Here is a 14003-nt window from a genome sequence, read left to right as displayed (position 1 = left end):
CATGTCGGCCGATTCATTTCGGGAGTATCTCCGACTTCTCGAGGACGAGGACGCCCTCGTTTCGTTCGCCGAGTTGGTGTCGTGGGACCTCGAGGCGAGCGCGGTCACGACCCTCGCTAACCGGACTGACGGTGAGGTCCCGATCTTCGAGTCGGTCGAAGAAACGACGATCGACGCGGCGCTCGTTGGCGATCCGTACCGCGGTCCGCGATGTCGGCCGTGGGAACACCTCGCCCGGGTGTTCGAACTGCCGGCTGGCCTGTCCGGAGCGGAGTACTACGAAGCGGTCATCGACCGGCTCCGATCGCCCCGCGAGCCGCAGATAGTCGACCGGGACGCGGCCCCCTGCAAGGATGTCGTCCACACCGGGACGGATGTCGACCTCCTGTCGATTCCCTGGCCGTACATCCACCGGGGCGACGGCGGGCGGTACTCGAACCTCCACACCGTCGTCGGACCGGACCCGAAGACCCGGTGGGGCCACTGGTCGAGCCACCGAATGATGATCCACGACGACGACCTCGCGAGCCTCCTCTTTCTGGCGGGCGAGCAGGCTCCGAACCTGTACTATTACGAGTACGAACCGCGCGAGGAGCCGATGCCGGTCGCGGTCGTCCTCGGTACCGAACCGGCCGTCCAGTGCAGTACGGAGATGTGGATTCCGACCGGCCGAAGCGAGGCTGCCTTCGCGGGCGGACTGAAAGACGGTCCGGTCGACCTCGTCTCGTGCGAGACGAACGACCTCTACGTCCCAGCGACGGCTGAGCTGGTGCTCGAGGGCCGCGTGCTCCCGAACGAGCGGCTCGACGAGGGGCCGTTCGGCGATTACTTCGGCTATATGAACGGCCCGCGACGGTCCATGCCCGTGTTCGCGGTCGACGCGATAACCCGTCGAGGCGAACCGCGAGTACCGTTTTGCGTCGAGGGAACCGGCGTCGGCTACGGCCAGAACTCGAGCAGCACGCTCCAGACGGCCGCGGCCGGCCCCGACGCGACCCTCGGCCTGCAGGCGGCCGGCTTCGACGTCGCGCTGGCCGTCCCGTGGCGGTTTACCTCCCAGACCGTCTGGGTCATCGCAACGGATCGCCCGTATCCGGGCTACCTCCACGAACTGGCGAACTTCATCTTCACCACCTGGGGGATGCTCCACATCGATTTCTTCGTATTCGTCGACGCCGATGTCGACCCGCTCGACCCGCGCGCCGTGCTGACTGCGATCGCGCTCGAGGCCGACCCGGACGCTGACTTCCACCAGTTCGGCGTCGAGCGCATGCCGAAGGTGCCGCTCAACATCTACCAGACACCCGACGAGAAGGGCAGTGCCGATGTCGGCACCTCGAAAGCCAAGACCGCAAAAGCATACATCGACGCCACCAGTGATCGTCCAGCGGGGGACAGTGCCGGAGACGAAGAACTGCGAAGGCGAGCACAGGAACTCCTCGTCAATGCGGGCGTCTCGTCGGAGGCGTTCGATCTCCTCGAGTGGGGAGGTTATGGGGCGCGATGATCCCGTTCGCACAGTACCTGCGAGGGCTGGCGAGCGACGGTGATCTGATAACCATCGACGAGTCCGCCGACGTACCTCCGGACGTCGTCGCGGCGGAAGCCCTTCGTGCGAGCGGGCCGGCAATCCGATACCGACGAGCCGACAGCGTCGATCTCGCAAGCGGGACGTTCAGCGGCCCGGATCAGATGCAACGCCGGGAATCGAAGCCGTGGTCGCGGTTGGCGCTGGGCTTCGGCCTGAATCCCGATGCATCGTTCGTCACCGTACTCGATACGATTATGGGACTCGGCCCGTCCGGCGGCGACGCGAACCCGACGTACGCCGGACAGACAGCGTCGCGAACCGTCGATAACGTCCAGGATCTGAACCTGCCGCGGGGAACCGAAGACGTCTGGCCTTCGTTGACGTTGGGCGTCGCGTCGGTATCGTCATCGGAGGGGTCACACTGGGCACCGATCCACGGCTCCGTCATCAGCGACGATAAGCTCCGCGTGCGCACGCCGGCCGCGCTGTCGTCGCTGCTGGACGACGACGGAACGCTCTCGATCGCGCTCGGCGTGCCGCCGGCGGCCGTCGCGACCGCCTACCTGCTCGCCGTGACGGGGTGTGTCGACGTGCCGGTGCAGGCCTGCGGCGTCGCGGACGATGTCCCGTTGGTTCCGACGAACGGCGGCCTCGTTCCGAGTGCGACGGAGATAGTCGTCGAGACGACGGTCGCGGATCGGCACCCCGACTTCCAGTCGGATCGGCGCGAAGCGTGGGAACACGGCGTCGCGAGCACGCCGCTTTCCCTCTCCGTCGAGCGGGTGATCGCGACCGATGATCCGGTGATCCCGTTCTCGCCCGTCGGACGACCGCTTGCGGACGACCTGCAACTCACGGGACTGGCGACGGCGGCGATGTTGTACCGTCGCGTCAACGATTACTGGGGCATCTCACCCATCGAGTGGGTTCTGTTGCCGGCCGAGGCCGAACTCGGGATCTGCTTCGTCGCTACGAATATCCTCTACGCCGGCTTCGAATGGCAGCTCGCTAACCTCCTCTTTACGTTCTCGTCGCTGTTCGATACCGTCATCATCGTCGACGAGGGCGTCTCGCCGCACGATTTCGGACGCGTTCTCGGCGATATCTGGGTGAAGGCCCATCCGTCTCGGGACTGGATTTTCAGCGAGCCGTCCGCGCCAGCAGCGAAACGGCCACGGTACCGTCGGGATGGAACGACTGGCGCCCGGCTGTACGTGAACGCGGCTTGGGACCCCCGTTGGGAGGATTCCTACATCGCCCCGCGGGTCTCGTTCGAACGGTCGTTTCCGGTGTCTGTTCGCGACGCCGCCCGGAAGACGTGGAACGACCGTCACGATGCGGCGGCCGGAAACGGTGACTGAGGTGTGGAGACGGCCGTGTAGCCATCGCCCCTAATACATTAGTATCCTTAAGACTTGTAAACGAAACCGTTTACGCATTATGGGATCGGTACAATATCTCTATCGTGTTTAGTTGTGTGTAGTATATGTCTGTTTCACCCGCAGAATTTACCACCATGATTATGTAGGGGAACGGAATCCGGTGCCGTGTATGGTATCCAGCCACAACCTGTCCGACTACGAGGCTGAACGGGAGCAGTTCTCGTGGGAAGACATCTACGCGGAAGCCGACTGGGACGCACCGGGGGAACTCAACATCGCATACGAGGTCGCGGACCGACACGCTACTGACCGTGAGAAGGTCGCGCTCTACCAGGTCGATACCGACGGGGAGCTCACAAAGCTGACGTTCTGGGAGCTGGCAGACCGCTCGAGCCAGTTCGCGAACGTCCTCGAGGATCTGGGAGTCGAGCAGGGCGACCGCGTGTTCTCGTACATGCCACGGATTCCGGAACACTACGTGGCGCTGATCGGGACGCTCAAGCGGGGCGCCGTCTGGGGAAGCGTCAACGAGCGCTTCGGTCCGGACGGCATTTCCTACCGACTCGATGACTGTGAGGCGAAAGTCGTCGTGACGACGACCGACAACCGCGACACCGTCGAAGACGCGCTCGACGACGCGCCATCGGTCGAACACGTCATCACCGTCGATCGCGGCGGCGGTGCGCCAACCGACGACGTCATGTTCAATACGGCGCTCGACGGCGCGAGAACGGCGTACGACGCCGCTGAGACCGGCGGCGAGGACGACGCCTTGCTGTACTACACGTCGGGGACGACCGGCCTGGCGAAAGGCGTCCTTCACAAACAGCGCTGGGTGGCCGGCGTCGCCGCGACCCAGAAGTACGCCGTTGACCTCCAACCCGGTGACCTCTACTGGAGTACCGGCGACCTGGGCTGGCTGACGGGCGCGATCAACACGCTCGGAGCCTGGTTCTGGGGGGCCTCGCTGTTCACGTACGAAGGCGAGTTCGACCCGAAGGAGTGGGCCGACCTGCTCGACGAGTACCCGATCACCGTCCTGTTCTCGGTCCCGACGGCGTACCGGATGCTGCGGGAGAAAGAGGAGGTTCTGGCGGACGTCGACCTCGACCTACGCCACGCCCTCTCGATCGGCGAGCCGCTCAGTGCCGGCGTCGTCGAGTGGGGCGAGGACGAACTCGGCGTCACCATCCTCGACACGTACGGCCAGACGGAGACGGGCAACATGATCATCAACAACTACCCGACGATGGAGCTCCGACCTGGCTCGATGGGCAAGCCGCTTCCCGGAATCGAGGCCGACATCGTCGACCCCGAAACCGGCGAAGTGCTCGAGCCCGGCGAGACGGGTGAGATCGCCCAGCGGGGAGACTATCCCTGTTTCTTCGCCGAATACTGGCAGAAGCCCGAAAAGACTGCGTCGTGTTTCGTCGACGGGTCCGACGGTGAGTGGTACCTCTCGGGTGACCTCGCCCACAAAGACGAGGACGGCTACTTCTGGTTCGAGGGGCGAGCCGACGACGTCATTCTCTCGTCGGGCTACCGGATCGGCCCGTTCGAGGTCGAGAGTTCGCTGGGTGAACACGAGGCTGTCGCCGAGGCGGCCGTCGTGCCCAAGTCCCACCAGGAGCGGGGCAACATCGTGAAGGCCTACATCGTGCCCAGCGAGGGCGCGACACCCTCCGAGGATCTCAAGGAGGACATCAGGAATCACGTGCGCGACGAGTTGTCGGCCCACGAGTACCCCCGCGAAATCGAGTTCCGCGAGGAACTTCCCAAGACGGTCACCGGGAAGATTCGTCGCACCGAACTGCGGGACGATGCAGAGGAAGAGGCCGAGGCGTCGCCGTAAGCGCCCGTCTCGCGAGACGACCTGTCATGAGTGATTCGTTCGACATACCACATAATGAATTTCGAGTCTACCGACGAACGTTCGATGATCCGGTCGACCGCGGAAGCGGTCGCGGCCGAATACGGGCCGGAGTACTGGCGAGAGAAAGAAGAAGAGGGCGAATTCGCCCAGGGGTTCTGGGACGAACTCGCGGAGGCCGGCTTTCACGGACTGTTGGTCCCGGAGGAGTACGATGGCGCCGGCATGGGCATGCAGGAGATGGGCTTAGCGATGGAAACGCTCTGTGCCGAAGGCTGTGGCATGGCCGGGACCTGGTATCTGGTTCTCACCGGGGGCATGGCCGCCGTCGGCATCCGCGAGAACGGCACCGAGGCCCAGAAGGAGCGGTACCTGTCCGACATCGCCACCGGTGAGCGAAACTTTTCGATCGGCATCACCGAGCCCGAAGCGGGAACGAACACGCTGAACGTCGCCACGCGCGCCGAGAAGGACGGTGACGAGTACGTTCTCAACGGGAACAAGGCGTGGATCACCTTCGCCGATCGAGCGGACAATATGATCCTCGTCACACGGACGACCCCGCGCGATGAGGTCGACCGTGGCACCGACGGTATCAGCCTGTTCATCGTCGATATGGACGATCCCGGGATCGACGTCTCTCCGATCCCCAAACACGGCATCAATTATTCGAAGTCCTGCGAAGTGTTCATCAAGGACGTTCGCGTGCCCGAAGAGAACCTGCTCGGGGGAGAAGACGAAGGCTGGTGGGCACTCGTCGACATGTTGAACCCCGAGCGCATCGGCTTCGCCGCGGCCGGAACGGGGATCGGAAAACTGGCCGCCGATACCGCTATCGAATATGCCAACGACCGCGAGGTGTTCGGTGCCCCGGTCGGAAGCCACCAGGCCGTCTCGTTCCCCATCGCGCAGGCCTACGCACGGATGGAAACGGCTGCGCTCATGCGCGAGAAAGCCGCCTGGCTCTACGATCACGGGAAGGACTGTGGCTACGAGACCAACGTCGCGAAAGCGACGGCCGTCAGCGCCGGGATCGAAGCGGTCAAGCAGTCGATGCAGGCCTTCGGCGGCTGGGGCTACGCGACGGAGTACGACGTCGAGCGCTGGTGGCGTGAGATCAACCTCACGCGCCTGGCGCCGGTCTCCCAGCAGATGGCGTACAACCACATCAGCCAGCAACTCGGTTTCCCCAAGTCCTACTGACCATGTTCGAGAAAGTACTCGTCGCGAACCGCGGCGAAATTGCAGTCCGCGTGATGGCAGCATGCGAAGAACTCGACATCGAGACGGTGGCCGTCTACAGCGACGCCGACCGCGACGCCGGCCACGTCGAGTACGCTGACGAGGCGTACAACGTCGGTCCGGCGCCCGCCAGCGAATCGTACCTCGACCAGGCGGAGATCGTCGACATCGCCGAGCGAGCCGGCGCGGACGCGATCCACCCCGGCTACGGGTTCCTCGCGGAGAACGCCGATTTCGCTCGCCGCGTCGAATCGATGGTCGGGGTCACGTGGGTCGGCCCGCCCAGCGACGCCATGGAGACGCTCGGCGAGAAGACGAAGGCTCGGTCAGTCATGCAGGAGGCCGGCGTTCCGGTCGTCCCCGGAACGATCGAGCCGGTCGACGACGCCGAAGAGGTCCGCGAACTTGGCGACGAGTTCGGTTACCCAATCGCCATCAAGGCCGAGGGCGGCGGTGGCGGCCGCGGCATGAAGATCGTCCGCAGCGAGGCCGAAGTCGAAGACGCCCTCGAAAGCGCGCGGCGCGAGGGCGAGGCGTACTTCGGCAACGATTCGGTCTACGTCGAGAAGTATCTCGAGGCGCCCAAACACATCGAGGTGCAGGTGATCGCCGACTGCCACGGAAACGTCCGGCACCTCGGCGAGCGCGACTGTTCGCTCCAGCGCCGTCACCAGAAGGTCATCGAGGAAGCTCCGAGCCCGGCGCTCGACGCCGAGTTGCGCACGGACATCGGCGAGGCCGCCCGTCAGGGCGTCCGCGAAGCCGGGTACGCGAACGCCGGGACCGTCGAATTCCTGGTCGAGGACAGCGAGTTCTACTTCATGGAGGTGAACACCCGCATTCAGGTCGAACACACCGTCAGCGAGGAGGTGACCGGTATCGACATCGTCCGGTGGCAATTGCGGGTCGCCGCCGGCGAGGAACTCGCCTTCGCCCAGGATGACGTGGAAATCGACGGCCACGCGATCGAGTACCGCATCAACGCCGAGAATCCGGCCGCCGACTTCGCTCCCACGCCCGGGCAACTAACGACCTACCGACCGCCGGCGAGTATCGGCGTTCGCCTCGATCACGCGGTCGCGCAAGGCGCGGAGATCGGTGGCGACTACGACTCGATGATCGCGAAGCTGATCGTCAGGGGCGACGACCGCGAGCACTGCCTCGAGCGCTCGAAGCGCGCGCTCGAGCATTTCGCTGTCGAGGGCGTACATACGACGATCCCGTTCCACCGACTCATGCTCGACGACGAGACCTTCGTCGCCGGGGAGCACACCACGAAATATCTAGACCGGGAACTCGACGACGATGCACTCGAGGCGGCCGTCGATCGATGGGGACCCGCGGAGACAACCGGCGGCGATGGCACGCGGACCGAGACCACGGAGGTCACCGTCGAGGTCGACGGCCGTCGGTTCAACGTCGTCATCGAGGGCGGGGTCCCGCAAACGACAGCCGGAAACGCCGACGGCGGGACCGCTACCGGCGGTGAGTCGGGATCGGACGTGACCCCCGAGGTCGCCACCGCCGACGCCGTCACCGCCGAGATGCAGGGAACTATTCTCTCGGTCGCCGTCGAACCGGGCGACGAAGTCGCCGCCGGTGACGTCGTCTGCGTGCTCGAGGCGATGAAGATGGAGAACGACGTGGTCGCCGTCAGCGACGGGACGGTCGAATCGGTCCCGATTTCCGAGGGCGATTCCGTCGACATGGGCGACACCCTCGTTACGTTAGAGTGAACACAATGCGAGTCAGAATTTCAGACGACGCGACCGAAGCACAGGCACGGGCGATCGCCGAGGCGATGGCGTCGCAGTACCGGGACGACGTGACCGTCGTCACCGACGGCGGCAACGAACTCGGCAGCGCGTCCTACGACGGTGGGTCTGACGCGACGGCCGGCAGCGGGGTCGACGCGGCAACAGGGACCGAACCGAACGCGGACCTCGGACCGACGGCCCGCGAGGAAGCACTGCTCGAGGAGATCGACGAGATCCTCGAGGGCGGTCCGGAGAAGTACCGCGAGCAACTGCCCGAGCAAGGGAAGTTGTTCGTCCGGGACCGGCTCGACCTCTGGTTCGGCGACGACTTCCTCTTCGAGGACGGAAAGTTCGCGGCGTTCGACGACTGGCATCCGGGCGGTGCGAACGCCGACGAGGACACCGACGACCGGCTGCCGGCCGACGGTCTCATCACGGGCGCCGCCGAGTTCGAAGGCCGAGACGTCCACTTCATGGCCAACGACTACACGGTCAAGCGCGGCAGTATGGCCGCGAAGGGCGTCGAAAAGTTCCTTCGAATGCAACAGCGCGCCCTGAAGACCGGTAAGCCGGTGCTGTACCTGATGGACTCCTCGGGCGGTCGGATCGACCAGCAGACCGGTTTCTTCGCGAACCGCGAGGGAATCGGGAAGTACTACTACAACCACTCGATGCTCTCCGGGCGGGTTCCCCAGATCTGCGTCCTCTACGGGCCCTGTATCGCCGGGGCGGCCTACACGCCCATATTCGCCGACTTCACCGTCATGGTCCGGGACGTGAGCGCAATGGCGATCGCCTCTCCGCGCATGGTCGAGATGGTCACCGGCGAGCAGATCGACTTACAGGAACTCGGCGGTCCAGACGTGCACGCGCAGTACTCCGGGAGCGCGGACCTCATCGCCGAGGACGAGGAGCACGCCCGAGAACTAGTCGCGAAACTCATCGGCTACCTGCCGAACAACAGCGACGAGAAGCCGCCCCGAACAGACGGACGGGTGCCATCCGACTCCCCGGCGGAGATCGACGCTATCGTTCCGCAGGAGCCCAACAAGGGCTACGACATGTTCGACGTTATCAACCGGGTCGTCGACGCCGGGTCGACACTCGAGTTGCGACCGCAGTTCGGGAAGGAGATCATCACTTCCTTCGCCCGGATCGACGGCCGCCCGGTCGGCATCGTGGCCAACCAGCCCGCCCACCGGGCCGGCGCGATCTTCCCGGACGCCGCGGAGAAGGCGGCCCAATTCATCTGGACCTGTGACGCCTACGACATCCCACTCCTCTACCTCTGTGACACCCCTGGCTTCATGGCCGGCTCGCAGGTCGAAAAAGAGGGCATCCTCGAGCAGGGCAAGAAGATGATATACGCGACCTCGTCGGCGACGGTCCCCAAGCAGTCAGTCGTCGTACGCAAGGCCTACGGTGCGGGCATCTACGCGATGTCGGGGCCGGCCTACGATCCGGAAAGCGTCATCGGCCTCCCCTCTGGCGAGATCGCCATTATGGGGCCCGAAGCGGCGATCAACGCTGTCTACGCCCGCAAGCTCGCCGAGATCGACGATCCCGACGAGCGCGAGCGTGTGGAGCAGGAGCTCCGCGAGGAGTACCGCGAGGACATCGACATCCATCGGATGGCCAGCGAGGTCGTTATCGACGAGATCGTCCCGCCGAGCTCGCTGCGCGAGGAACTCACCAACCGCTTCACGTTCTACGAGAGCGTCGAGAAGGACCTGCCCGACAAGAAACACGGGACCATCATCTGACTGTGACGGGACGCTACTACGAGGAGTTCGAGGTCGGCGAGACCATCGAACACGAGAAGCGACGGACAATCAGCGAGCGCGACAACCAGCAGTTCTGTGATATGACGATGAACCAGCAGCCGCTCCACCTCGACGCGGAGTTCGCCTCGGAGACGCAGTTCGGCGAGCGGCTGGTCAACGGCCTTTACACGATGAGCCTAGCCGTTGGGATCACGATTCCGGACACGACCGACGGGACCATCGTCGCGAATCTATCCTACGACAACGTCGAGCACCCGAACCCCGTTCACCACGGGGACACCATCCGCGTCCAGTCGATGGTGACAGACAAGCGCGAGACCAGCGACGGCGAGCGCGGCATCGTCATCATGCACGTCGAGGTGTTCAAAGTGAACTATCCTGACGAGCTGCTGGTCTGCGAGTTCGATCGGACGGCGCTCTCGCTGAAACGAGAGCGCGAAACGTAGCGATTCCGGTCGACCGGGGCCGAAACGGTACGTACCGGAGATTATTCGACGACGTCGACTATCCATCGCCATCGCTGTTCGACGGTTCCCTCGAGACCGTCGAGCAGGTCGCGCGCCTTCGCGACGCGTTCTTCGCTCTCGATTTCGGGTAGAGGCGCGCCGCCATCGCTGGGATAGCGTGGAAGCGCCGGACGTCCGCGGTCGTCGTTGCGAACCGCTAGGTGCCTGCGGTGACGGTGAACACATCGTCGGGCGCTGCCTCGATCTCGTTTGCTCCTGACTGCGACCGCGACTCCCAGTCGAGGGCGGCGAAGACGTGCGTACTCGCGCCCATACCGATCCTGGCGTCGAGGACGGTCGCGAAGGGACCGTCCGCTCGAGCCGACATCTTGGCGGCCAGCAGCCACGCGAGCGCTGTGAACCGGCCGGTTCGCCGCTCGGAGGCGTCGTAGGCGGAGACACTCTCGTCGAAGTTAGCCCGAACGACAGCCTTCATACGCTCTGAAGCGACGGGTGGCGGAATAGGCGTTCCCATCGAATAGTCGAGCACATTCGTCCGTCTCGCACTCGAATCGACGGATAACCTCGGCTCACGCGACGAGAGCGAGAGCACACAACGGGCAGGAAGAGCTCCGTTCCGTTCGGATTCGGACGTACAGCGCCGGCTGTCACTCCGCCTGTCGGGCGCGTTCCACAATGCGCTCGGCCTGTGCGATGAGCGGAGCGTCGATCATCTCGCCGTCGACTTCGAACACGCCCGCGTCCGTCTGACCCTGCGCGTCCAGCACGCGTTCGGCCCACTCGACGTCCTCGTCGTCTGGCGTGAACGCGTCGTTGATGATCGGGACCTGGTCGGGATGGATCGCCATTTTGCCGTCGTAACCGAGTCCCGCAGCAAACGTCGTCTCCTCTCGAAGTCCGTCCACGTCTGTGTAATCGGTGAAGACGATGTCGATCGCGTCGACGCCGGCGGCGCTGGCCGCGATCACGGTCCGCTCGCGGGCGTACAACACCTCCGTTCCCTCGCTGGTTCGAATTGCGCCGATGTCTGCCGCGAGGTCCTCCGCCCCGAACAGCAACGCATCTGTCGCGTCGGCCGTCGCGATATCGTCGGCCCGGAGGACACCAGCAGCGGACTCGATGAGCGACAGCACCGGGAACTCGGCGTCGCGTTCCTCGAGCAGCCGATCGACCGTTCGGACGTCCTCGGCTGCCTCCGTCTTCGGGAGCATCACGCTGTCCGGGTTGGGCCCCTCGAGAACGACCTCGAGGTCGATCGCAGCCGAGATGCCGATCGGGTTCACGCGAACGCAGACTTCGCTGTCGGACTCGACGTCGTCGAGCACCTCTCGGACGGCCTCGCGTGCGCATTGTTTGTCTGCCGGGGCGACTGCGTCCTCGAGGTCGAAGACAACGACGTCGGCGTCGCTCTCGGCGGCTTTCCGCATGAGAGCGGGTTTGTCACCGGGGGCGAACAGCACGCTTCGACGAACCATACTGCTAGTTGGCAGGTCTCTCGATTAAGTTGTGCGGTATTTCTGAGCCTCTGGTGGAAACGCTCCGTCGAAACTTACGGAAGAAGAGTTCGAACCCCCCTCAGTTGGCCTCGAGATCGAGGTCGGAACCACCGAACGGATATCGAAGAGCGAACGCTCCGACTGACGGTCAAGGGGATTGCAGCAGGAATGAAAAATACAGGTTGACATCTCCCTCCACCTGAGGGGGGGATGAATTCCGAGTCACGCAAGCCGGAGATCCGCGCCCTTCCGACTCTCCGATTCCCTCAGCGTTTGGATAGTAGGGCCTGCAGTCTGCTCCCCGTTTCTCTGGTTAGATCCACGTAATGGTCGTGAAGCTTCTTTTCGAGCTCCGCTACTGGGGCTTCCTCGAGGGGAGTTTCTTAATTCCATCTGTTGTTCCGGGATCCATCAAAAAGCGCTCATGTATCGTGCTCTGCGAACGCATCGCCGGCGTCTTTGGCCATTTCTTTCACCTCGATATGTGAGTAGGACTTCCGAACTACTTCCTCGCTGTTATCGAGAAGACGAGCAGCGGCAGTGAAGCCGCGCTGTCGGACCATTACCTCGCCGGCACCGCGACGTCCACCGTGTGGTGCGAGATAGCCGTGTTTCCCTTCGAGGTCGATCTCGGCTTCCTCGCACAACAATCGCATGATTCGGCGAGCACCGTCCGTGTTGATCGAGGACGGCGCTAATTCGTAGTCACGGAGTGCGTCGAACACGTCCAGTTGGCCCGTGAACCCGTCGACGAACTCCTCGATATCGTCCGCGGGCCAATCATGTTCTTCACGGAGTCCCGCTCGAAGCGTCTCGTAGAGCATCGGAAGATGGAACGTCGGAAATACCGGCCAGTCGTCCCCAGCCGGGTCGATCAGTTCTTCGTATCGCGACATGAGATTTGTCACTTATTTCGTCAGCGATCGATCGGACCAGTTCTGTTTTTTCGCGAGGACGGTCATCTTCCGATCCTCGAGGGAGACGTCACCCCACTTGAGGCCGTTGCGCCGCTCGTCCTTGGGATCAGCAACAATCTCTCCGCCGCGAACCCCGGAGTAGCAGAGGACGTAGACGAGCGCTCGGTCCCGGAACTCCTGAATAGCGTCGAACCCCTTCTCGTCGGCAGCATCGTGTGCGCGTTCGTCGACGTACCGTGTGATCAGTGACCGGTGTTCGTCGGTCCAGGCCTGCTGATCCCCGGACGTCGCCCATCGTTGTCGGGGAGCGGCTCCTTCGCGACGTTCCGCTGGGGGTAGTTCGCCTCGAGGAGCCCCTCGCGAACACACCAGCCGATGTAGGCGCTGACTTGCGCGTAGTACGTTCGAACCGTCCCCGGTGCGAGGTCCCGGCTTGTGAGCTCGCGCGCGTATCGCCGGAAGGTTCGCTCGTCGAGTTCGTCGAACGTCCCGCCCGAGTGGGGATCCCCCTCGAGCCACTCGAGGAAGTCGTCGACGCAGCGCTCGAGATTCCGCTGGTAGTTCCCACTTCCCTTCCCACCCTTCGACTTCGATCGAAGGAATTTTTCGAGCGGTTCTGCACTGACGCTGATTCGCGATTCACACTCGTTCACCCTCGAGAGCCGATTTCCTGCTGGATTCCATCGTTCGTGGTTCGGAAAGGGAGCCGACTCCCATAAAATCACGCTTGATTATTGAGTTAATCAAGTGTATTAAGCGAGACCAGCTATTCTGGCGTTTCGGCAGTTTAAAGGCATATCTGCGGTAGAATAGTTCGGTACGAGCGGCTGTGAGATCAAAATGCATGGGGTGTCACCCCGACTGGCCGTGTTCAGATTAGTTGATTCCATACGTACGCGTAGCTCTGGAGTCAAGTTTTGGCGGTATTCGGTTCGGCGTTTCTGAAACAATTTCCGAACTGGTAGGTTCATCGTTTTACTTCTTTAAAGAGACGTTCAACGGCGTTCCGATTTCCGTGTGTTTCGTGTCGAAATCGGAGGCCGTGTCGGTTGAATGCAGCTATCAGTCACGGTCCAGAATCGACGAGAAACACGGCGTTGTCGACATCGTGTTTCTCGGTGAGTTCAGAGAGAAAGATCGAGGTAACACCCTCGTTCCGCGTCGGAAACAGCCTAACGTGGAGAAATTTGTTCGTTTCGGGATCGACAGCAGCGTACAGCCAGTAGCGCCGATTGTCGAGGTGGATCACGGTTTCGTCGAGTGCGATGTGATCCGGCTGGGCACCGTCTGTCGGCTGTAAGTCGGCTTTTTGGACCCAGTTATGAACGGTCGAGCGCGCCCGTTCGACACCGAAGCACTCTAAGACAGAGACAGTATCTGAAAGTGATAATCCGCACAACTAGAGTGGATACTGAGTTCCATGAGCTCGCGCGGTGTCTGCTCGCGCTCCACAAAATCTAACTATCTCGATGCTAGATCCGGTGAGGCGGTGGAATTCTGGCATAGCTCAACGAATTCTACCGCCTCACTCCTTCAAACTCTAATCTGACAGCGCCC

Annotated in this window: 8 protein-coding genes and 3 pseudogenes; 7 read left to right on the top strand and 4 right to left on the bottom strand. The window is 63.1% G+C overall.

All coding sequences use genetic code 11. The annotated features are described in order from the left end of the window. Nucleotide 1: 1 nt before the first annotated feature. The 7 genes from LDH74_RS22450 to LDH74_RS22420 all read left to right on the top strand — a co-directional run bounded on the left by LDH74_RS22450 (nt 2) and on the right by LDH74_RS22420 (nt 10012). Nucleotides 2-1507, top strand: a complete 1506-nt coding sequence (locus LDH74_RS22450) for a UbiD family decarboxylase (RefSeq protein WP_226042689.1) — start codon at nt 2-4, stop codon at nt 1505-1507. Continuing rightward, on the top strand, nt 1504-2892 hold the full coding sequence (locus tag LDH74_RS22445) for a UbiD family decarboxylase domain-containing protein (protein ID WP_226042688.1): 1389 nt from the start codon (nt 1504-1506) through the stop codon (nt 2890-2892). Before LDH74_RS22450 ends, LDH74_RS22445 begins: the two co-directional genes overlap by 4 nt. A 190-nt stretch (nt 2893-3082) precedes the next feature. Beyond that, nucleotides 3083-4765 carry an AMP-binding protein gene (locus LDH74_RS22440; RefSeq protein ID WP_226042687.1) on the top strand — a complete coding sequence of 561 codons (1683 nt, stop codon included), beginning with the start codon at nt 3083-3085 and terminating at the stop codon, nt 4763-4765. A 54-nt stretch (nt 4766-4819) separates the two neighbouring features. After that, nucleotides 4820-5986 (top strand): acyl-CoA dehydrogenase family protein, encoded by a 1167-nt coding sequence (locus LDH74_RS22435; protein ID WP_226042686.1) that lies wholly within the window; start codon nt 4820-4822, stop codon nt 5984-5986. 2 nt (nt 5987-5988) lie between these two features. Continuing rightward, nucleotides 5989-7761 carry an acetyl-CoA carboxylase biotin carboxylase subunit gene (locus LDH74_RS22430; protein ID WP_226042685.1) on the top strand — a complete coding sequence of 591 codons (1773 nt, stop codon included), beginning with the start codon at nt 5989-5991 and terminating at the stop codon, nt 7759-7761. Nucleotides 7762-7766: 5 nt separating this feature from the next. After that, on the top strand, nt 7767-9545 hold the full coding sequence (locus tag LDH74_RS22425) for an acyl-CoA carboxylase subunit beta (RefSeq protein ID WP_226042684.1): 1779 nt from the start codon (nt 7767-7769) through the stop codon (nt 9543-9545). A gap of 2 nt (nt 9546-9547) precedes the next feature. Continuing rightward, a complete protein-coding gene (locus LDH74_RS22420) occupies nt 9548-10012 on the top strand; it encodes a MaoC family dehydratase (RefSeq protein ID WP_226042683.1) in 465 nt (154 codons plus the stop codon). A gap of 41 nt (nt 10013-10053) precedes the next feature. Here the strand turns inward: LDH74_RS22420 and LDH74_RS22415 are convergent. From LDH74_RS22415 to LDH74_RS22400, 4 genes and pseudogenes are all read right to left on the bottom strand, one after another. Then, a pseudogene (locus tag LDH74_RS22415) lies at nt 10054-10508 on the bottom strand (hypothetical protein). Between the two features lie 172 nt (nt 10509-10680). Continuing rightward, a complete protein-coding gene (locus LDH74_RS22410; RefSeq protein WP_226042682.1) occupies nt 10681-11508 on the bottom strand; it encodes a CoA ester lyase in 828 nt (275 codons plus the stop codon). 443 nt (nt 11509-11951) lie between these two features. Beyond that, nucleotides 11952-13078, bottom strand: a pseudogene (locus LDH74_RS22405) (hypothetical protein). 278 nt (nt 13079-13356) lie between these two features. After that, nucleotides 13357-13950 (bottom strand): annotated as a pseudogene (locus LDH74_RS22400) (IS6 family transposase). Nucleotides 13951-14003 lie beyond the last annotated feature (53 nt).

The organism is Natrinema sp. DC36 (genome assembly GCF_020405225.1).
Taxonomy (GTDB): Archaea; Halobacteriota; Halobacteria; order Halobacteriales; family Natrialbaceae; genus Natrinema.
Note: the sequence above shows the minus strand (reverse complement) of the source record. Positions and strands in the feature narration are given on the sequence as shown.